Genomic DNA, 19,936 nt, shown 5'->3' on the forward strand with positions numbered 1-19,936 from the left:
ACGCGATCGGCTCGACAGCCACCGGTTCGAGTGTTTCCAGAAAATGCCAGCAGGGAGTGACCATCCCCTGAAAAGGCAGGCGCCTCCTCAGGGGATAAGGTTAGTCAGAAATCAGGATTTCTTGTCGTCAGCCGCTTTGTCGGTCGGATTGGCGATCAGGGCCTTGAGCTCGTCGCTCATCGGGAAGTTCAGGTTCAGGCCTTTTGGCGGAATCGGCTGCATGAACCATTTTTCGTAGATCTTGTTGATCTCACCCGAGGCGTAGGTCGCCTTGATGGCGTCGTCGACAGCCTTTTTGAACGGCTCGTCGCCTTTGCGCATCATGCAGCCATAGATTTCGTACGACTGCGGAGTGCCGGTCACGGCCCAGTCAGAGGCTTTCTTGGCTTTGGCGGCTTCGCCGGCCAGCAGGGCGTCGTCCATCATGAACGCAACGGCACGACCCGATTCCAGCATCTGGAAGGATTCACCGTGGTCCTTGGCGGAGATCACGTTCATGCCCATCTGCTTGTCGGCGTTCATCGCCTTGAGGATGCGCTCGGAAGTGGTGCCGGCGGTGGTCACGACGTTCTTGCCTTTCAGATCGTCGAAATCCTTGTACTTGGAGTCAGCCTTGGACAGCAGACGGGTACCGATTTCGAAGATGCCGACGGAGAAGTCGACCTGTTGCTGACGCTCGACGTTGTTGGTGGTGGAGCCGCACTCGACGTCCACGGTGCCGTTCTGCACCAGCGGGATACGGGTTTGCGAGGTGACCAGGTTGTATTTGACCTGCAGGTTTGGCAGGTCCAGGTCTTTCTTGATCGCTTCGACGATGGCCAGCTGGATATCGTGGGAGTAGCCGACCGGCTTGCCGGAAGCGTCAGCGATGTAGGAGAAAGGAATGGAAGCGTCACGGTGGCCCAGGGTGATGACGCCGGACTCTTTGATCTTCTTAAGGGTGCCGGTGAGTTCGGCAGCGAAAACTGGTGTGCTGATCAGAGCGGCAGCAATGGCTGCGCCCAGGATATGGGGAACGATGCGCATCAAATTTTCCTCGACATTGTTTTTTTTATGGAGCCGGTTGAGCGGGCCCTTTGTACTTCGAATGCCTGACGGCTCCTGTTGTGTTGGCGCAACAGGCATTCGTCGAAGGAGTGTAGAGCATGAGTCGTGCCAGACCAGTCGGTACGGGTTAATTCGTTGATTTATAACGTTATTAAAGTTTTGTGATGGTGTTTTTCCGTGAATCTGATCCGGTTAACCGAATTGACCGTCAGGTCGCGTTCGGAAAACCGAACGTCCTCATTGCGCCTTGTTTCAGCCTGAATGCAAAAAGCCCCTGAATCTTTCGATTCAGGGGCTTTTTATTCGGCGACGAACGGATCAGGCCGCTTCGATCTTGCTGCGGTTCTGCTCGACCTTGTTCAGGTATGCCGCCAGTCGCTCTTGCTCGTTCGACGTGGTGAACAGGCCCAGTTTGCTGCGACGCCACAGGATGTCATGCGCGGTGGTGGCCCACTCTTCAGTGCACAGGTAATCGACTTCACGGGTGTAGAGCCCGCCACCGATGTGTTCGCCCATGTCGGCCAGGGTGTCGACGCCTTCGAGCATGCGCCAGGTGCGGCTGCCGTAGGTGGTGGCCCAGCGGCGTGCAATTTCGGTCGGCACGAAGTCAAACTTGTCGCGGATCAGCGCGCTCAGGGCCTGTGGCGTGGTCATGTCCTCGCCGCCGGGCAGGGTGGCAGTGGCCGTCCAGCTCGGGCGCATCTGGGTGAAGTACGGCATCAGCTGCGCCATCGCTGACTCGGCGAGCTTGCGATAGGTGGTCAGCTTGCCGCCGAACACCGACAGCAGCGGGGCTTCTTCGGTGCTGCCGGACAGCGCCAGGGTGTAGTCGCGGGTCACGGCCGAAGGGTTGTCGGACTCGTCGTTGCACAGCGGACGTACGCCCGAGTAGGTGTGCAGGATGTCGTCACGGCTGATCTGCTTCTTGAAGTGGGCGTTGACCACTTTCAGCAGGTAATCGGTTTCGCCGTCGGTGATCGCCACTTTGGCCGGATCGCCGGTGTACTCGCGGTCGGTGGTGCCGATCAGGGTCAGGTTGTTCAGGTACGGAATGGTGAAAACGATGCGCTGATCTTCGTTTTGCAGGATGTGCGCGTGATCGCCTTCGTACAGCTTCGGCACGATGATGTGGCTGCCCTGGATCAGACGGATGCCGTACGGCGATTCCATCTTCAGGTCGTCACGAATGAACTTGGCAACCCACGGGCCAGCGGCGTTCACCAGCGCTTTGGCGGTGATCGAAAACAGGCTGCCGTCGGCGCGTTCCAGGTTCAGGTGCCACAAGCCCTTGGCGCGGCGGGCGCTGACACAACGGGTCTGGGTGTGGATGTGCGCGCCTTTTTCACGGGCGGCCATGGCGTTCAGAACCACGAGGCGGGCGTCGTCGACCCAGCAATCGGAGTATTCGAAGCCTTTGCTGATTTCGCTTTTCAGTGCGCTGTCGGCGCCGAACTTCAGGCTTTTCGAGCCTGCGAGTTTTTCGCGCTTGCCGAGGTGGTCATAAAGGAACAGGCCTGCACGGATCATCCACGCCGGACGCAGGTGCGGACGGTGCGGCAGCACGAAGCGCATTGGTTTGACGATGTGCGGGGCCTTGGCCAGCAGCACTTCGCGTTCGGCCAGGGCTTCGCGCACCAGACGGAATTCGTAATGTTCGAGGTAGCGCAGGCCACCGTGGATCAGCTTGCTGCTGGCCGACGAGGTGTGGCTGGCCAGGTCGTCCTTTTCGCAAAGGAACACCGAAAGACCGCGACCGGCGGCATCCGCTGCGATCCCCACGCCATTGATCCCGCCGCCGATGACGGCGATGTCGTAGATCTCGGAGATAGGGGGCGTACGCAAGGTAGATGTGGACATCGGCTGGCCTCGGGCTCTTTTGATTTTCTGTCTTGGAAATCGAACATGAATGTTCATTTGCGAAAATGGTAGCCCATAAAGACGCGCGCAGCCAGTCGACTTCGATTGAAAAAACTCATCGAAGGACGGGTAAAAGAAAATTTTCGAACATAAGATGCGCGTTAGAGCACTGATCGTTGCACGCAGAGCGGACTGATCGTTCCCACGCAGAGCGTGGGAACGAGAACTCACCGGGAGGGAGTTATATGTGGGAGGGGGGTTAAACGACTTCCAGGCGAATCTTGTGCTGGCTCAGCAGTTGCGCCAGGGCCGGCACCGGTTGCTGATCGGTCACCAGGCAATCGATCAGGCTGATCGGGCCGAGGCGGATCATCGCGTTACGGCCGAACTTGCTGGAGTCCGCCGCCAGGATCACCTGCCGGGCATTGGCGATGATCGCCTGGGACACCCGGACTTCCTGGTAATCGAAGTCGAGCAGGCTGCCGTCTTCATCGATGCCGCTGATGCCCACCAGTGCAAAGTCGACCTTGAACTGGTTGATGAAGTCCACGCTCGCCTGACCCACCACGCCGCCGTCGCGACGCACATTGCCGCCGGTCAGCAGCACATCGAAATCATCTTTGGCACTGAGCATCGAAGCGACGTGCAGGTTGTTGGTGATGATCTTCAGGTGGCTGTGATTGAGCAGGGCGCGGGCAATCGATTCGGTCGTTGTGCCGATGTTGATGAATAGCGAGGCGTGATCGGGAATCTGCGCGGCTATGGCTTCACCGATGCGTTGCTTTTCATCGCGCATCTGATCGGCGCGCATCGCGTAGGCGGTGTTTTCGACGCTGGAATCATAAGCGGCGCCGCCGTGGTAGCGACGCAGCAGATTGGCTTCCGCCAGTTGATTGATATCGCGGCGGATGGTTTGCGGGGTAACAACGAACAGCGTGGCCATTTCCTCGATGCTCACATAGCCGCGTTCGCGGACCAGCTCGAGGATTTGCTGCTGACGGGGAGGCAGATTCATGGGGCTTCCTTTGGGCTGCCGTGCAAAATTTGCCCATGATGACGCAGGAATCCGCTCCCTACCAGTTTCCAAACAACGTGAAAGCTACTGCGCTCGGCAATCCTGCGTTAAAAACAGGCTCGGACTGCTCATTTACAAACCCGTAAACTCCGCGTCCTCGCCTGTTTTTGCCTTGTCTTGCCTTCGCTCGCTACGCTTTCACGCTGTTTGGACCAACAGGTTACGAGTACTCAGCTTGGCTTATTCAGCGTCTTCGCGTTCCCAGTCACGGGTGCGGCTGACGGCTTTTTTCCAGCCTTTATACAGCTTCTCTTTTGCCGCTTCGTCCAGGCTCGGTTCGAACTCGCGCTCGATCACTGCCTTGCCGCGCAGTTCTTCCAGGCTGCCCCAGAAACCGCACGCCAGGCCGGCCAGATACGCTGCACCGAGCGCCGTGGTTTCGCGCATTTTCGGACGCTCGACCTGAGTGCCGAGGATGTCGGCCTGGAACTGCATGAGGAAGTTGTTCGCCACCGCACCGCCATCTACGCGCAGGGCCTTGAGGCGTTCGCCGGAGTCCTGTTGCATGGCATCGAGGACGTCGCGGGTCTGGTAGGCGATCGATTCCAGCGCCGCGCGGATGATGTGATCCACACGCACGCCACGGGTCAGGCCGAACAGGGCGCCTCGGGCATACGGGTCCCAGTAGGGAGCACCGAGGCCGGTGAAGGCTGGCACCAGATAGACGCCGTTGCTGTCCTTCACTTTATTGGCGAAGTATTCGGTGTCGTGGGCGTCGTTGATGATCTTCAGTTCATCGCGCAGCCACTGCACGGTCGAACCGCCGTTGAACACAGCGCCTTCCAGTGCGTAAGCCACTTCGCCGCGTGGACCGCAGGCGATGGTGGTGAGCATGCCGTGCTGGGATTTCACGGCTTTGTCGCCGGTGTTCATCAGCAGGAAGCAACCGGTGCCGTAGGTATTTTTTGCCTGGCCCGGCTCGACGCACATCTGGCCGAACAGAGCGGCCTGCTGGTCGCCGGCGATACCGCCGATGGCGATGCCGCTCTTGGTGCGACCGTAGATTTCCGAGGAGGCTTTGACTTCCGGCAGCATCTCGCGCGGGATGTCGAGGATCTCCAGCATCTTCGCGTCCCACTCAAGCGTGTGGATGTTGAAGAGCATGGTGCGCGAGGCGTTGGTGTAGTCGGTGACGTGGACCTTGCCGCCAGTAAATTTCCAGATCAGCCAGCTGTCGACAGTGCCGAACAGCAGTTCGCCGTTGCGCGCACGCTCGCGGCTGCCTTCGACGTTGTCGAGGATCCACTTCAGTTTGGTGCCGGAGAAGTACGGGTCGGTGACCAGACCTGTGGTGTCGCGGATGTAGTCTTCATGACCGTCGCGCTTGAGCTGTTGGCAGATCTCGGTGCTGCGGCGGCATTGCCAGACGATCGCGTTGTACACCGGGCGGCCGGTGGTCTTGTCCCAGACCACGGTGGTTTCACGCTGGTTGGTGATGCCGATGGCGGCGACCTGATCGTGGTGCAGACCGGCCTGGGCCAGCGCTTCGACCATCACCGCGCTCTGGGTGGCGAAGATTTCCATCGGGTCGTGTTCGACCCAACCGGCTTGCGGGTAATGCTGAGCGAATTCGCGTTGTGCGGTGCAGACCACGTTCGCGTCGCGGTCGAAAATGATCGCGCGGGAGCTGGTCGTACCCTGATCGAGGGCAATGATGTAGTTCTTATTCTGAATGTCGGTCATGTCGATTGCCTTGGACGAAATAAGGGAGAGTGGGCCGTGGCGCGGGCTCTATAAGGGCAGCAGCCCGCGCCGACTGTTTCAAGAAGTTCTTGGTTTGCCGTCAATGGCCGGTTCTGCATCCTTTGTAGCAGGTGTGGCGCCGGTCAGGTGACGGGCAATCAGCCCGCGATACCCGGCAGCGCCGAGGCAGGCACCGACAATCGGTGCAAAAATCGGAATCAGGAAGTACGGGATTTCTCGTGCGCCGGTGAAGGAAATTTCACCCCAGCCGGCGAAGAAAGTCATCAGTTTCGGACCGAAGTCCCGGGCCGGGTTCATCGCGAAACCGGTCAGCGGGCCCATCGAGCTGCCGATCACGGCAATCAGCAGGCCGATCAGCAGCGGCGCCAGCGGGCCTTTCGGCAGGCCGTTGTTGTCGTCGGTCAGGGACATGATCACGCCCATCAGGATCGCGGTGATGATCACCTCGACCAGGAACGCCTGGGCAGTCGACAGCGCAGGGTTCGGGAAGGTGGAGAACACCGACGCCAGTTCGAGGCTGGCTTCAGTGCCACGAACCATATGGTGAGTTTGTTCGAAATCGAAGAACAGGTTGCTGTACAGGGTGTAGACCAACAGCGCGCCGCAGAAGGCGCCGGCGACCTGGGCCAGAATGTAGAACGGCAGTTTGCGCTTTTCGAAGTCGGCAAAAATGCTCAGGGCAATACTGACGGCAGGGTTGAGGTGCGCGCCGGAAACGCCGGCGGTGAGGTAGATCGCCATGCTCACGCCGACGCCCCAGATGATGCTGATTTCCCACAGGCCGAAGCTGGCGCCCGCGACCTTGAGCGCGGCGACACAACCCGTACCGAAAAAGATCAGGAGTGCAGTACCCAGAAACTCGGCCAGGCACTGGCTCGAGAGCGAAGGTTGCTGTAACGCAGTTGTCATTGAAAACCTCGGTTTTTGTTGTTGTCTGGCGCGTTGCCGACAGGGCAAGGCGCGATTTTCGCCGAGGCAGGATCCCCATCCTGTTCCCGGTTTACTGCTGGGTGCTGCGATGACGATAATTCTTACATTATTCAGATTCGAAAAAATATAGACAAGAAACAAACCTGTCAAAGGTCGAAAGTGAACCGTCAGTCACAAATAAACTATCAGTCACGTGAATGATCCTGCGGGTCACCCTTGTGCAGGAACGTCATCGGCCTGCAAACCCCGGGAAACGTGGCGCGTGGTAGAGCCTTTTACACTGCGATGACCTAAAATCCGCCGCAGGTTTTTTTGCCACTGCCGAACCCGGAGCTGCCATGACCCCTGCGTTGGACTTGTTGAAAAAAGTTCGTGCCGAACATCGCGTGCACAGTTACGAACACGACCCGAAGGCGGCGTCGTATGGCCTGGAGGCCGCGGAAAAACTAGGGCTCTATCCGGCGCAGGTGTTCAAGACGCTGCTGGCGGCCAGTGAGAAGGGTGAGTTGCTGGTGGCGGTGGTGCCGGTCGTCGGAAGTCTCGACCTCAAGGGGCTTGCCCACGCCGCCGGCGTGAAAAAAGTCGAAATGGCCGACCCGGCCGCCGCGCAACGGTCCACCGGTTACCTGCTGGGAGGCATCAGCCCGCTGGGGCAGAAAAAACGCCTGCGTACCTTCATCGACAACTCGGCCCAGCCTTTTGCGACCATTTATGTCAGCGCCGGTCGGCGCGGGCTGGAAGTGGAGCTGGCACCGGCGGTTTTGGCAGAGCACACCCAGGCGAAATTTGCCGACATTGGTCGCCCTTGACGTCTGTATGAAGAAAATTGGCCGGTACTGTCACTGGCGCTGATCCGGCCGGCGCTGCATGCTCGTTCGACTGACACAGGGAGAAGGTTATGCAGCTCGAGTTTCATCAGGTCGACGCGTTCAGTGATCGGCCGTTCAGTGGCAATCCGGCAATGGTCTATCGGCTCGACGCGTGGCTCGCGGATGAGCTGATGCAAAAGATCGCCGCCGAGCACAATCTGGCGGAAACCGCGTTTCTGGTGCGCGAAGGGCTGGCGTGGCACATCCGCTGGTTCACGCCGACAACCGAGGTGCCGCTGTGTGGTCACGCGACCCTGGCCAGCGCCTATGTACTGTTCGAGATCTATAAGGAAAGCGCCGAGCGTCTGGACTTCACCTGCAAGTCCGGGCCGTTGAGCGTCAGCCGCGAGGGTGGCAGGTTGTGGCTGGATTTCCCGGCCATCGAAGCGGTGGAGAAAGGCGTCACCGTGGAGATCGAACGGGCGCTGAATGTTCAGGCGGTGGATGTTCTGAGTTCCAACGAGCTGTTCGTGGTGCTGGAGTCCGAGCAGGCGGTGCTCGATTGCCAGCCGGACATGGTCGCCCTCGCCAAGCTGCCTTGGCTGGGTGCGATCGTCACCGCCCGGGGCAATCAGCATGATTTTGTCTCGCGCTATTTCGCCCCGGCCATCGGCATCAATGAAGACCCGGTGACCGGCTCGACACATTGCAGCCTGATTCCGTACTGGTCGAAACGTCTGGGCAAATCCAGCCTTACTGCATGCCAGCGTTCGGCGCGGGGTGGTGAACTGTTCTGTCGGCTGGAAGGCGAGCGGGTGAAGATCGGCGGGAATGCGACGCTGGTGGCCAGCGGCACATTGATGCTGGGCTGAAGCCAAAAAACAAGGGAGCCATCAGGCTCCCTCATTGTTTGTGCAGAGATCAGTGCGCGGTGCTGTAGCGGCGAACGCCGTTTTCCACCGCCGGAATCTGCGCTGCAGTGCTGCCGGAGGCCTGGAACAGCACCAGATGTTCCGCCGCCACACGAATCCCGACATCCGCACCCACCTGATGGTCGGCATGGCTCGGGAAGATTGATTCCAGCTGTGCGCCGGTCGGCAGTTGCAGGCGATACAGGGTCGAGGCGCCGAGGAAAGTCTTGCCGACGATCCGTGCTTTCAATCCACTGTCCGGCGCGTAAACGATGTCGTCCGGACGCAGCAGCACATCCACCGCGCCACCGATCGGCCAGGTGTAGGCGCGATTGCCGCGCAGTTCACCGAGTTCGGTCTGCACCGATTCCGGGCTGCCGAGCTGACCGCGAATGAAGTAACCCTGACCGATGAAGCTGGCCACAAACGGCGTCGCCGGCTCGTGATAGAGGTTGTACGGCGTATCCCACTGCTCCAGCCGGCCTTCCTTGAACACGCCGACGTGATCGCTCACGGCGAAGGCTTCTTCCTGGTCGTGAGTCACCAGAATCGCACTGGTGCCACGGGCCTTGAGGATGTCGCGCACTTCGTGGCTGAGCTTGCGACGCAACTCGCCATCGAGGTTGGAGAACGGCTCGTCGAGCAGCAGCAGTTGCGGCTCCGGCGCCAGGGCGCGGGCGAGGGCGACACGTTGTTGCTGGCCACCGGACAACTCGTGTGGGAAGCGCTTGCCGAGGTTCTTCAGGTTGACCAGCTCCAGCAGCTCTTCGGTGACGCGCTCCTTGTTCGGGTGCTTGCGGATGCCGAAGGCGATGTTGTCCGCGACACTCAGGTGCGGGAACAGCGCGTAGTCCTGGAACACCATGCCGATCCGGCGTTTTTCCGGGGCGAGGGTGAAGCCGGCGCTGGAGATCACTTCACCGCCGAGAGAAATTTCCCCTTCGTGCACCGGTTCGAAACCGGCAATCGCACGCAGGGTGGTGGTCTTGCCGCAGCCCGAGGAGCCGAGCAGGCAACCGATGTCGCCGGCGTTGAGGTGCAGGTTGAGGTTCTGCACCACACGTTGATCTTGATAGCCGCAAGCGAGGTTGCGCAGGTTCAGCAGTAATTCATGGCTCATGCGTGGTGATATGCCGGTTCAACGAGGAACTCGAGCAGGGCCTTCTGTGCGTGGAGACGGTTTTCTGCCTGATCCCAGGCGACGGAGCGCGGGTCATCAAGCAGGTCGAGGCTGATTTCTTCGCCGCGGTGGGCGGGCAGACAGTGCAGGAATAACACGTCCTCGGCCGCGAGGTCGAGCAGGGCACGGGTGACCTGGTACGGCGCGAACAGCTTGAGGCGCTTGGCGGTCTCTTCTTCCTGGCCCATGGAGGTCCAGACATCGGTGCTGACCAGGTGCGCGCCACGCACGGCGTCTTTCGGGTCACGGACGATGGTCACGCGGTCACCGGCCTTGGCCACGAACTCAGGGTTTGGTTCGTAGCCTTCGGGGCAGGCCACGCGCAACTGGAAGTCGAACTGGATCGCCGCTTCTATATAGCTGTTGCACATGTTGTTGCCGTCGCCGATCCAGGCCACGGTCTTGCCCTGGATCGAGCCGCGGTGTTCGAGGAAGGTCTGCATGTCGGCCAGCAACTGACACGGGTGCAGGTCATCGGACAGGCCGTTGATCACCGGCACGCGGGAGTTGGCGGCGAATTCGGTCAGGGTGCTGTGGGCAAAGGTACGGATCATCACTGCGTCGAGCATGCTCGACATGACGATGGCGCAGTCGCCGATCGGCTCGCCGCGGCCCAGTTGGGTGTCGCGCGGCGACAGGAAGATTGCCTGGCCGCCGAGCTGGATCATGCCGGCCTCGAAGGAGATCCGGGTACGGGTCGAGGATTTCTCGAAGATCATCCCCAGGACGCGGTTTTTCAGAGGCTCGAACAGTACGCCGCGGTTACGCAGGTCCTTGAGCTCAACGCCTCGACGGATCACGCTGACCAGCTCTTCGGGCGTGCAATCCATCAGGGAGAGAAAGTGCCTTGCGCTCATCATTGACTACCTTTTTGCTACAAACCGCAGATGCTCAAAGCCTTGTTTATCGGAACAACGGGCGAGACCTGCGGCGTAAGCCGCACGGGGGCGACGAAATAGGGGAAGGCGCGATATTGACACTAAATGTCGCGTTTTTCCAATAGGCTACGGTTTTTGCAGAAATGCGCCGGGTGATAACAGTGCGAACACTGTGATTTCCGGTCAGTTTTCGAGGGGGCAACGAGGCATTTGTACACTGGCCTCACCGGGCTTGGCAATCAGGCGCGGCGGGGATGGCACGGCTCTGGTCGGTTTGCGACCGTTGAGCCACCGGTTCGCTTGGTCGGATGCGCAGGTTGAAACATTTGCTAAAGCAAAGTGCTGGGTTATAAATAAATCACGAGCGACGCAGGAAGCCTCCGCATGGAATCGAAAGAAAAACTGTTAATGGAACTGCTGGGCCACACGGCACGCTCATTGACCCACCTCACCGCCTCGATGACCTCGATGTCCTTCGAACTGCTGCGCAGCGATGACGACGTGGTCAAGGCCGCCAGCCGGCAGATGATCGACCGCATGGCGACCATCAGCGCCGGACTCGACGAGCATTGGCGACTGATCGGCGAACTCACCGGCGTCCACGTCGCCCACGAGCAGATCGAGACCATCCAGGAAATCCAGCTGGCCGCACCGCCTCAGCTTCCGGCGAACTGACGCGTCTATCGGCGGGCCTGATGGCCGCCGATTCACAAGACGAACGTCGCTGGCGCTGCACCGGGTCGCGGGCCATAGTTTTGTTCCCGCAGGCGTGATTGCCTGCCCAGAACAAGACAGAGACTGGCCATGACCAAGACTCTCCATCACCGTGCCTGCCACCTGTGTGAAGCCATCTGCGGCTTGACCATCGAAACCACCGAAACCGACGGCCAGGTGCAGATCACCTCGATCAAGGGCGACGCCCTGGACACGTTCAGTCGTGGCCACATCTGCCCCAAGGCCGTGGCGCTGCAAGACATCCAGAATGATCCGGATCGCCTGCGCCAGCCGATGCGCCGGGTCGGCAGCGAATGGCTGCCCATCGAGTGGGAAGAAGCGTTCGAACTGGTCGCCGAAAAACTCTCGGCGATTCAGGAGCGTCATGGGCAGAACGCGGTCGCCGTGTATCAGGGCAACCCCAGCGTGCATAACTACGGGCTGATGACCCACAGCAATTACTTCCTTGGCCTGTTGAAAACCCGCAACCGCTATTCGGCGACGTCGGTCGATCAACTGCCCCATCACCTGACCAGCTACCTGATGTACGGCCATGGCCTGCTGCTGCCGATCCCGGATATCGATCACACCGACTTCATGTTGATCCTGGGCGGTAATCCGCTGGCGTCCAACGGCAGCATCATGACTGTGCCGGATGTGGAGAAGCGTCTGAAGGCGATCCAGGCCCGGGGCGGCAAAGTGGTGGTGGTCGATCCGCGGCGCAGCGAGACGGCGGCGATGGCCGACCAGCATTTGTTCGTGCGCCCCGGCGGCGATGCGGCGTTGTTGTTTGGTGTGCTCAACACGCTGTTCAGCGAAGGGCTGACGTCTGACAGTCATTTGCCGGTGGACGGTCTGGACGACGTGCGCGCGGCGGTGGCGGGGTTCACCGCCGAGGCCATGAGCCCGTTGTGCGCGGTTCCTGCCGCACAGATCCGCCAACTGGCCCGGGACTTCGCCGCCGCGCCAAGCGCCGTTTGCTACGGCCGGATGGGCGTTTCCACTCAGGCCTTCGGCACGCTGTGCCATTGGGTTGTGCAGTTGATCAATCTGGTGACCGGCAACCTGGACCGCGTCGGCGGTGCCTTGTGCACCGAGCCGGCGGTGGATCTTGTGGCCTCGACTTCGGGCGGGCACTTCAATAAATGGCAGAGCCGCGTGTCCGGGCGTCCGGAATACGGCGGCGAATTACCGGTCTCGGCCCTGGCTGAAGAAATGCTCACCGAAGGCGAGGGGCAGATTCGCGCGCTGATTACCGTGGCCGGCAATCCGGTCCTGTCCACGCCCAACGGCCGGCAACTGGAGCAGGCGCTGGACGGGCTGGAGTTCATGGTCAGCGTCGATCTGTACATCAACGAAACCACACGCTATGCCGACCTGATCCTGCCGTCGACCTCGGCGCTGGAGAACGATCACTACGACACCACCTTCAATCTGTTCGCGGTGCGCAACGTCACCCGGTTCAACCGGGCGATCCTCGCCAAACCCGAAGGGGCGCTGCACGACTGGGAAGTCTTCGTCGGCCTGGCCAAGGCCTTTGCCGCGAAGACCGGCAAGGAGCTGAAACCGACGATGCCGCCGGCGAAGATGATCGACATGGGGTTGCGCATGGGCTTGTATGGCGATGCATCCGAGCAAAAATTGTCGCTTGCGACGCTGTTCGATCATCCGCACGGTGTTGATCTGGGAGCGCTCAAACCCAACCTGACATCTCGATTGAAGAGCGCCAATCAACGAGTTCAGGCAGCGCCGCCGGAAATCCTGGCCGACCTTGCGCGCTTCGCCGCGTTGCAGGCGCCCGCCGCCGATGAGCTGTTGATGATCGGCCGCCGTCATGTGCGCAGCAACAATTCGTGGATGCACAATTACCATCGACTGGTGAAGGGCAAGCCGCGTCATCAGCTGTTGATGAACCCGGACGATCTCGCCAGTCGCGGGCTCAGTGATGGTCAGCTTGTGCGGGTGAGTTCGCGGGTCGGGCAGATCGAGGTAGAGGTGCTGGGCAGTGCGGACATGATGAAGGGCGTGGTCAGCCTGCCGCATGGATGGGGCCATGCCCGACCGGGCGTGCAGATGGCGATTGCCAGCGGTCAGCCGGGTTCCAGCGCCAATGACCTGACCGATGAATGCCAGCTCGACGAGTTGTCAGGCAACGCGGCGCTCAATGGCGTGCCGGTGACGGTGGCGGCGGCGTGAGCAAGTCTGTCGGGGAGACCGAGCAGGGCGCTCGGGATTCCGTTACAATGCGCCACCGTGCCGACCCATGAGTCGGAAAGTTCAGCCGAGGTGCTCCATGGATATCATCGAAACGATTAAAGAGCAGATTGCCAACAACACCATTCTGCTTTACATGAAAGGCTCGCCGAATGCCCCGCAGTGTGGCTTCTCCGCGAAAGCTGCGCAGGCCGTGATGGGCTGTGGCGAGAAGTTCGCCTACGTCGACATCCTGCAGAACCCGGAAATCCGCGCCAACCTGCCGAAGTACGCCAACTGGCCGACTTTCCCGCAACTGTGGGTCGGCGGTGAACTGGTCGGCGGCAGCGACATCATGGCTGAAATGTTCGCCAACGGTGAGCTGCAGACTCTGGTCAAGGAAGCATCCGCCAAGGCTGCTGCGGCCAAGTCCGAAGCCTGATTGGCTTCTGCACGGATTTCGGCGAGTCTGAAGTCCGGGCAATAAAAAGCCCCGCCTCTCGAAAGAGGGCGGGGCTTTTTAGTGTCTCGAGTTTAGCGCTGGCTGATTACTCGTCTTCGCCCATCTGCGATTGCAGATAGTTCTCAAGACCGACTTTATCGATCAGGCCCAGTTGGGTTTCCAGCCAGTCGATATGTTCTTCCTCGGATTCAAGGATGTCTTCGAGCAGTTCGCGGCTGCCGAAGTCACCAACGGATTCGCAGTGGGCGATGGCGGCCTTCAGATCGGCGTGGCCGGTCTTCTCGATACGCAGGTCGCACTCCAGCATTTCCTTGGTGTGCTCGCCGATGTGCAGCTTGCCCAGGTCCTGCACGTTCGGCAGGCCTTCGAGGAACAGGATGCGCTTGATCAGCTTGTCCGCGTGCTTCATCTCATCGATGGATTCGTGGTACTCGTGCTTGCCGAGCTTGTTCAGGCCCCAATCTTCATACATGCGCGCATGCAGGAAGTACTGATTGATCGCGACCAGCTCATTGGCAAGGATCTTGTTGAGATGCTGGATGACTGTTACGTCGCCTTTCATGATGGGAGTCCTGCCCTAAGTAGCGGTATATAGGGCAGAGTTTGAGCTTGGTATTTATAAGTGTCAAACCTAAGTTATTGAATAATAAATGAAAATTAATCGGAATAAGAATGTTTGTGTTCCGCGTCTAGACGCTAAGCAGTTGATTTTCAGGCATAAAAAAACCGGACATAAGTCCGGTTCTTCGAATTCGGGATAATTACGCGGCGGTAAATTCTGCCGGGTAGGGGATCGCAGCCTGGGCGGTTTGCAGCTTGGTCAGGGTTTCGCGAACCACTTCCTTCGCCAGGCACGCACATTTGCCGCATTGGCTGGCTACGCCGGTGGCCTGACGGACTTCTTTATAGCTGCAGCAACCTTCATAGATCGCTTCGCGGATCTGTCCGTCGGTGACGCCAGTGCAGAGGCAAACATACATAAGTGAGAACCGTCGCTGGTTGTGACTCAATTGCGATGGATCTTAATGTTAACGAGAATGATTGTCAAAGTGCTTTCCCAGTGGTTTTCATCGCCAACGGCTGTGACTGACGAACGGTGGTACATGGCCGGATGCCAGCCGGGATTTCGCGAAAAACCTTTAAGGACAGTCGAAAAACGCAGTGTATGATGGTCGGCCCTTGCGAAGGGGGTTCGTGTCACAGGGCTGTCGCCTGAGGGTGGCAGGCTGGCCCGAACCCTGAACTTCAAGTTTTTACACCAGGAGATATCAATGAGCGTACTCGTAGGCAAACAAGCCCCTGACTTCACCGTCCCGGCCGTACTCGGCAATGGCGAGATCGTTGACAGCTTCACCCTGTCCTCGGCCATCAAAGGCAAATACGGCCTGGTGTTCTTCTACCCGCTGGACTTCACCTTCGTCTGCCCGTCCGAGCTGATCGCTCTGGACAACCGCATGGCCGACTTCAAGGCACGCAACGTAGAAGTGATCGCCGTGTCGATCGACTCGCACTTCACCCACAACGCCTGGCGCAACACCCCGGTCAACAATGGCGGCATCGGTCAGGTGAAATACACCATGGCTGCCGACATGAAGCACGACATCGCCAAGGCCTACGACGTTGAGTCCGAAGGCGGCGTGGCTTTCCGTGGCGCGTTCCTGATCGACGACAAAGGCGTTGTCCGCTCGCAGATCGTCAACGACCTGCCGCTGGGCCGTAACATGGAAGAGCTGATCCGTCTGGTCGACGCTCTGCAATTCCACGAAGAGCACGGCGAAGTCTGCCCTGCCAACTGGAAAAAAGGCGACAAAGGCATGAACGCTTCGCCAGAAGGCGTTGCGGCTTACCTGACCGAGAACGCTGCTGCCCTGTAAGGCGCAACGTCGAGGTACAAAAAAAACCGGCCCACGTGGCCGGTTTTTTCATGCTTGGAAGAAACCCGACGAGGATCAGTCGTCGAAGTCTTCCCAGCCGCCCATCTGTTTCCAGCGGTTGACGATGCCGCAGAACAGCTCGGCCGTCTTCTCGGTGTCGTAACGCGCCGAATGCGCTTCACGGCCGTCGAAATCAATGTCGGCTGCCTGACAGGCCTTGGCCAATACGGTCTGGCCGTACGCCAGACCGGCGAGGGTCGCGGTGTCGAAGCTGGAGAACGGGTGGAACGGATTGCGCTTCATGTCCAGCCGCGCGACGGCAGCATTGAGGAAGCCCAGGTCGAAGCTGCTGTTGTGGCCGACCAGGATCGCCCGCTTGCAGCCGTTGGCCTTCAAGGCCTTGCGCACGCCACGGAAGATGTCGGTCAGGGCCGTCTCTTCGCTGACGGCCATGCGCAACGGGTGATCGAGCTTGATCCCGGTGAACTCCAGTGCCGCCGCTTCAACGTTGGCGCCTTCGAACGGCTCGACGCGGAAGAAGTAAGTGTGATCCGGGTAGACAAAACCCTTTTCATCCATGGCGATGGTGGTCGCGGCAATCTCCAGCAGAGCGTCGGTGGCCGAGTTGAAGCCACCGGTTTCTACGTCGACGACAACCGGCAGGTAGCCGCGAAAGCGTGCTGCCATTGGATGGCGCGAACCGCCGCCACCTTGACCGTCCAGTTCGTCGTCGAAATGGTCTTCACTCACGCGTGTTCCTCCAGCAGGCGCCAGCGCAGTTTTTCACCGGCGCGCAGCGGGATAACGGTCAGCTCGCCGAAAGGCAGGCTGGTCGGGGCGGTCCATTCGTCACGAACCAGGGTGATGCGATCGGTGTTCGCCGGCAGGCCGTAGAAACGCGGGCCATTGAGGCTGGCGAAGGCTTCGAGCTTGTCCAGCGCATTGCGCTGTTCAAAGGCTTCGGCATACAACTCGATGGCGGCGTACGCGGTGTAGCAGCCGGCACAGCCGCAGGCGGCTTCCTTGGCGTGCTGGGCGTGCGGCGCCGAGTCGGTACCGAGGAAGAACTTCGCGCTGCCACTGGTGGCGGCGTCGAGCAGGGCTTCCTGGTGCGTGTTGCGCTTGAGGATCGGCAGGCAGTAGAAGTGCGGCCGAATCCCGCCCACCAGCATGTGGTTGCGGTTGTAGAGCAGGTGATGCGCGGTGATGGTCGCGCCGACGTTGGCCGAAGCCTCGTTGACGAACTGCACGGCATCGCCGGTGGTGATGTGTTCGAACACCACTTTCAGCGTCGGGAAACGCTCGACCACGCGGCGCATGTGCTCGTCGATGAAGATTTTTTCGCGGTCGAACACGTCGACATCGCCACGGGTGACTTCACCGTGGATCAACAGCGGCATGCCGACTTCGGCCATGGCTTCCAGCGCCGGGAAAATCTTGTCGATGCTGGTGACCCCGGAATCGGAGTTGGTGGTGGCGCCGGCCGGGTACAGCTTGGCGGCGTGCACGAAACCGCTGGCCTTGGCCTCACGGATTTCTTCGGGCTGGGTGCGGTCGGTGAGGTACAGCACCATCAGCGGCTCGAAACGACTGCCGGCCGGGCGGGCAGCGAGAATCCGCTGGCGATAGCCGTCGGCTTCAGCGGCGTTGCGCACCGGAGGTACCAGGTTGGGCATGATGATGGCGCGACCAAAGGTGCGCGCGACATCCGCAACGGTATTGGTCAACACGGCACCATCGCGAAGATGAATGTGCCAGTCGTCGGGACGCAGCAGGGTCAGGCGGTCGGACATGAGGGGATTCCAGGCGGGTCAAACTGAGGCGAATGCTACCGGAAAAGACTCTTGCAGGCACTCGCTATCAAGTTTTGCGACGAGCGTCCGATATCCCATAGGTATGCCGTAAAGATGTATGTCTCGGTCTTTTTTGTTGTAGAAGCCAATGGAGCCTCCCGTGCGCCAGCGATATTTAGCCTTGCTCAGTGTGTTTGCCAGCCTTCCAGCGATGGCACTGACCTACCAGACCCGTCTGGAGAACATTGAGTGGACGGTCGAGGGCGACAAGTTCGAGTGCCGCCTGACGCAGCCGATCACCGACTTCGGCTCGGGGCAATTCGTGCGCAAGGCCGGCGAGCAGGCGACCTTTCGCCTGAACGCCTACAACGCCATGCTCGGCGGCGGGTCGGCGACCTTGCTGGCGGCGGCTGCGCCGTGGCAGCCGGGACGTGGCGACATCAATCTGGGCACGGTTCGACTGGGCAGCGGCAACGTGCTGTTCAACAGTTCTCAGTCCCAGGCCGGACAACTGATCAGCGGGCTGATGGACGGTCGCAGCCCGGTGGTACGCCGGGCATCGGGCGATGGTCGGGTGTCGGAAGTGCGCCTGTTGCCGGTCAAGTTCAGCAAGGCGTTCAATGACTATCAGACCTGCGTGGCGAAACTGCTCCCGCAGAATTTCGATCAGGTCAAACAATCGCAGATCGGCTTCCCCGGCGAGGGCATCGAACTGGACGCCGCCGCCAAGGCCAAGCTGCAAGTGATGCTCGAGTACATGAAGGCCGATCCGACGGTCAACCACATCGAGCTCGACGGCCACTCCGACAACAGCGGCAATCGCCTGACCAATCGCGAACTGTCGCGTCGCCGCGCACTGGCCGTGGTCGACTTCTTCAAGGCCAACGGCATCCAGGAATCGCAGATCACCGTGCGCTTCCATGGCGAACGTTATCCGTTGGTGCCGAACACCAATGCCGCCAATCGGGCCAAGAACCGTCGGGTCAACGTGCACCTGGCGCGGGTGGCACCGACGACTGCTCCGGCACCTCAGGCCAGCGCGCCTGCCAACACTGCGGCGACTTCCTGACCTGCCGGTCATCGTCGCCCTCTCGACAGATTCTGTCGCTTTGTCGTCTTAAGCTGTCGCGCCTCTGTAAATTATCGCGTTTGAGCGGTAGACTCCTCGGCTTTCCGTAGAACCCCGTGGAGTGATGGCATGGCGGACGTAAACAAGGTCGTTCTGGCGTATTCCGGCGGCCTGGACACTTCGGTGATCCTCAAGTGGCTGCAGGATACTTATAACTGTGAAGTCGTGACCTTCACCGCTGACCTGGGTCAGGGCGAAGAAGTCGAGCCGGCTCGCGCCAAGGCGCAGGCCATGGGCGTCAAAGAAATCTACATCGACGACCTGCGCGAAGAATTCGTGCGTGACTTCGTGTTCCCGATGTTCCGCGCCAACACCGTTTACGAAGGCGAGTACCTGCTGGGTACTTCCATCGCGCGTCCGCTGATCGCCAAGCGTCTGATCGAAATCGCCAACGAAACCGGCGCCGACGCCATTTCGCACGGCGCGACCGGCAAGGGCAACGACCAGGTCCGTTTCGAACTGGGTGCCTACGCACTCAAGCCAGGCGTGAAAGTGATCGCCCCTTGGCGCGAGTGGGACCTGCTGTCCCGCGAAAAATTGATGGACTACGCCGAGAAGCACGCGATCCCTATCGAGCGTCACGGCAAGAAGAAATCCCCGTACTCGATGGACGCCAACCTGCTGCACATCTCCTATGAAGGCGGCGTGCTGGAAGACACCTGGACCGAGCACGAAGAAGACATGTGGCGCTGGACCGTCTCCCCGGAGAAGGCTCCCGACACCCCGCAGTACCTGGAACTGACCTACCGCAACGGCGACATCGTCGCGCTGGACGGCGTTGAAATGACCCCGGCCACCGTGCTGGCGACGCTGAACAAGATCGGTGGCGAGCACGGCATCGGCCGTCTGGACATCGTCGAGAACCGTTACGTCGGCATGAAATCCCGTGGCTGCTACGAAACCCCGGGCGGCACCATCATGCTGCGCGCTCACCGCGCCATCGAATCGATCACCCTGGACCGCGAAGTCGCTCACCTCAAAGACGAGCTGATGCCGAAGTACGCCAGCCTGATCTACACCGGTTACTGGTGGAGCCCTGAGCGTCTGATGCTGCAACAGATGATCGACGCCTCCCAGGTCAACGTGAACGGCGTCGTGCGCCTGAAGCTGTACAAGGGCAACGTGATCGTGACCGGCCGCAAGTCCGACGATTCGCTGTTCGACGCCAACATCGCGACCTTCGAAGAAGACGGCGGCGCCTACAACCAGGCCGACGCGGCAGGCTTCATCAAGCTCAACGCGCTGCGCATGCGCATTGCTGCCAACAAGGGCCGCAAGCTGTTCTGAGTCCTTCGGGCCTGATGTGAAAAAACGGCCTTGTCGTAGTGACAAGGCCGTTTTTTTTGATTTTCCCTCCTTTGGATTGATCGTTATCGGTC

At 60.1% G+C, this 19,936-nt stretch carries 19 protein-coding genes; 8 read left to right on the forward strand and 11 right to left on the reverse strand.

Translation table 11 applies throughout. The features are described 5' to 3' along the window. Positions 1-111: 111 nt before the first annotated feature. From K5E37_RS07895 to K5E37_RS07915, 5 genes are all read right to left on the reverse strand, one after another. Complete coding sequence (locus K5E37_RS07895) at positions 112-1,026, reverse strand: glutamate/aspartate ABC transporter substrate-binding protein (RefSeq protein ID WP_011335750.1); 915 nt, start codon at positions 1,024-1,026, stop codon at positions 112-114. A gap of 339 nt (positions 1,027-1,365) precedes the next feature. Next, positions 1,366-2,904: a glycerol-3-phosphate dehydrogenase gene (gene glpD / locus K5E37_RS07900; RefSeq protein ID WP_085745277.1), complete on the reverse strand. Its 1,539-nt coding sequence runs from the start codon at positions 2,902-2,904 to the stop codon at positions 1,366-1,368. 259 nt (positions 2,905-3,163) lie between these two features. Further along, the gene (locus tag K5E37_RS07905; RefSeq protein WP_007953179.1) at positions 3,164-3,919 is read right to left on the reverse strand and encodes a DeoR/GlpR family transcriptional regulator; all 756 of its coding nucleotides are present in this window, start codon (positions 3,917-3,919) and stop codon (positions 3,164-3,166) included. Between the two features lie 240 nt (positions 3,920-4,159). Further along, on the reverse strand, positions 4,160-5,662 hold the full coding sequence (gene glpK / locus K5E37_RS07910) for a glycerol kinase GlpK (protein WP_007953181.1): 1,503 nt from the start codon (positions 5,660-5,662) through the stop codon (positions 4,160-4,162). A 78-nt stretch (positions 5,663-5,740) separates the two neighbouring features. Next, complete coding sequence (locus tag K5E37_RS07915) at positions 5,741-6,592, reverse strand: MIP/aquaporin family protein (protein WP_007953183.1); 852 nt, start codon at positions 6,590-6,592, stop codon at positions 5,741-5,743. Positions 6,593-6,951: 359 nt separating this feature from the next. Here K5E37_RS07915 and ybaK point away from each other — a divergent pair, with 359 nt between their 5' ends. Then, entirely contained in the window at positions 6,952-7,422 is a 471-nt protein-coding gene (gene ybaK, locus K5E37_RS07920) for a Cys-tRNA(Pro) deacylase (RefSeq protein ID WP_221533548.1), read from the forward strand. Positions 7,423-7,511: 89 nt separating this feature from the next. Then, positions 7,512-8,294 (forward strand): PhzF family phenazine biosynthesis protein, encoded by a 783-nt coding sequence (locus K5E37_RS07925; protein ID WP_221533549.1) that lies wholly within the window; start codon positions 7,512-7,514, stop codon positions 8,292-8,294. A gap of 49 nt (positions 8,295-8,343) precedes the next feature. Here the strand turns inward: K5E37_RS07925 and K5E37_RS07930 are convergent, their stop codons facing one another. Both K5E37_RS07930 and argF read right to left on the reverse strand, forming a co-directional pair. After that, positions 8,344-9,453 (reverse strand): ABC transporter ATP-binding protein, encoded by a 1,110-nt coding sequence (locus K5E37_RS07930; protein WP_179693896.1) that lies wholly within the window; start codon positions 9,451-9,453, stop codon positions 8,344-8,346. After that, positions 9,450-10,370 (reverse strand): ornithine carbamoyltransferase, encoded by a 921-nt coding sequence (gene argF, locus K5E37_RS07935; protein WP_045121707.1) that lies wholly within the window; start codon positions 10,368-10,370, stop codon positions 9,450-9,452. The genes K5E37_RS07930 and argF overlap by 4 nt, the downstream gene beginning before the upstream one ends. A gap of 405 nt (positions 10,371-10,775) precedes the next feature. Between argF and K5E37_RS07940 the strand changes: the two genes are divergently transcribed. The 3 genes from K5E37_RS07940 to grxD all read left to right on the forward strand — a co-directional run bounded on the left by K5E37_RS07940 (position 10,776) and on the right by grxD (position 13,740). Further along, the gene (locus tag K5E37_RS07940; RefSeq protein ID WP_007953190.1) at positions 10,776-11,066 is read left to right on the forward strand and encodes a hypothetical protein; all 291 of its coding nucleotides are present in this window, start codon (positions 10,776-10,778) and stop codon (positions 11,064-11,066) included. A gap of 129 nt (positions 11,067-11,195) precedes the next feature. After that, on the forward strand, positions 11,196-13,301 hold the full coding sequence (locus K5E37_RS07945; RefSeq protein WP_221533550.1) for a molybdopterin oxidoreductase family protein: 2,106 nt from the start codon (positions 11,196-11,198) through the stop codon (positions 13,299-13,301). Positions 13,302-13,398: 97 nt separating this feature from the next. Beyond that, the gene (gene grxD, locus K5E37_RS07950; RefSeq protein ID WP_003227729.1) at positions 13,399-13,740 is read left to right on the forward strand and encodes a Grx4 family monothiol glutaredoxin; all 342 of its coding nucleotides are present in this window, start codon (positions 13,399-13,401) and stop codon (positions 13,738-13,740) included. A gap of 106 nt (positions 13,741-13,846) precedes the next feature. Here grxD and bfr read toward each other — a convergent pair whose 3' ends face one another. Beyond that, complete coding sequence (gene bfr, locus K5E37_RS07955; protein ID WP_011335740.1) at positions 13,847-14,323, reverse strand: bacterioferritin; 477 nt, start codon at positions 14,321-14,323, stop codon at positions 13,847-13,849. A 199-nt stretch (positions 14,324-14,522) separates the two neighbouring features. Next, positions 14,523-14,741: a bacterioferritin-associated ferredoxin gene (locus K5E37_RS07960; protein ID WP_007953193.1), complete on the reverse strand. Its 219-nt coding sequence runs from the start codon at positions 14,739-14,741 to the stop codon at positions 14,523-14,525. A gap of 291 nt (positions 14,742-15,032) precedes the next feature. Here K5E37_RS07960 and K5E37_RS07965 point away from each other — a divergent pair, with 291 nt between their 5' ends. Continuing rightward, positions 15,033-15,635: a peroxiredoxin gene (locus tag K5E37_RS07965; protein ID WP_007953195.1), complete on the forward strand. Its 603-nt coding sequence runs from the start codon at positions 15,033-15,035 to the stop codon at positions 15,633-15,635. A gap of 75 nt (positions 15,636-15,710) precedes the next feature. On the opposite strand, the gene rnt is transcribed toward K5E37_RS07965, so the two are convergent. Next, positions 15,711-16,385: a ribonuclease T gene (gene rnt / locus K5E37_RS07970; protein ID WP_007953196.1), complete on the reverse strand. Its 675-nt coding sequence runs from the start codon at positions 16,383-16,385 to the stop codon at positions 15,711-15,713. Next, positions 16,382-17,428, reverse strand: a complete 1,047-nt coding sequence (pyrC, locus tag K5E37_RS07975; protein ID WP_039765844.1) for a dihydroorotase — start codon at positions 17,426-17,428, stop codon at positions 16,382-16,384. The genes rnt and pyrC overlap by 4 nt, the downstream gene beginning before the upstream one ends. A gap of 160 nt (positions 17,429-17,588) precedes the next feature. Between pyrC and K5E37_RS07980 the strand changes: the two genes are divergently transcribed. Together K5E37_RS07980 and K5E37_RS07985 are read left to right on the forward strand one after the other, a co-directional pair. After that, positions 17,589-18,497, forward strand: a complete 909-nt coding sequence (locus K5E37_RS07980) for an OmpA family protein (RefSeq protein WP_085606752.1) — start codon at positions 17,589-17,591, stop codon at positions 18,495-18,497. Between the two features lie 129 nt (positions 18,498-18,626). Then, positions 18,627-19,844, forward strand: a complete 1,218-nt coding sequence (locus K5E37_RS07985) for an argininosuccinate synthase (RefSeq protein WP_007953201.1) — start codon at positions 18,627-18,629, stop codon at positions 19,842-19,844. Positions 19,845-19,936 lie beyond the last annotated feature (92 nt).

The sequence above is a fragment of the Pseudomonas sp. RIT778 genome, assembly GCF_019718735.1.
GTDB classification, from domain to species: domain Bacteria; phylum Pseudomonadota; class Gammaproteobacteria; order Pseudomonadales; family Pseudomonadaceae; genus Aquipseudomonas; species Aquipseudomonas aphyarum.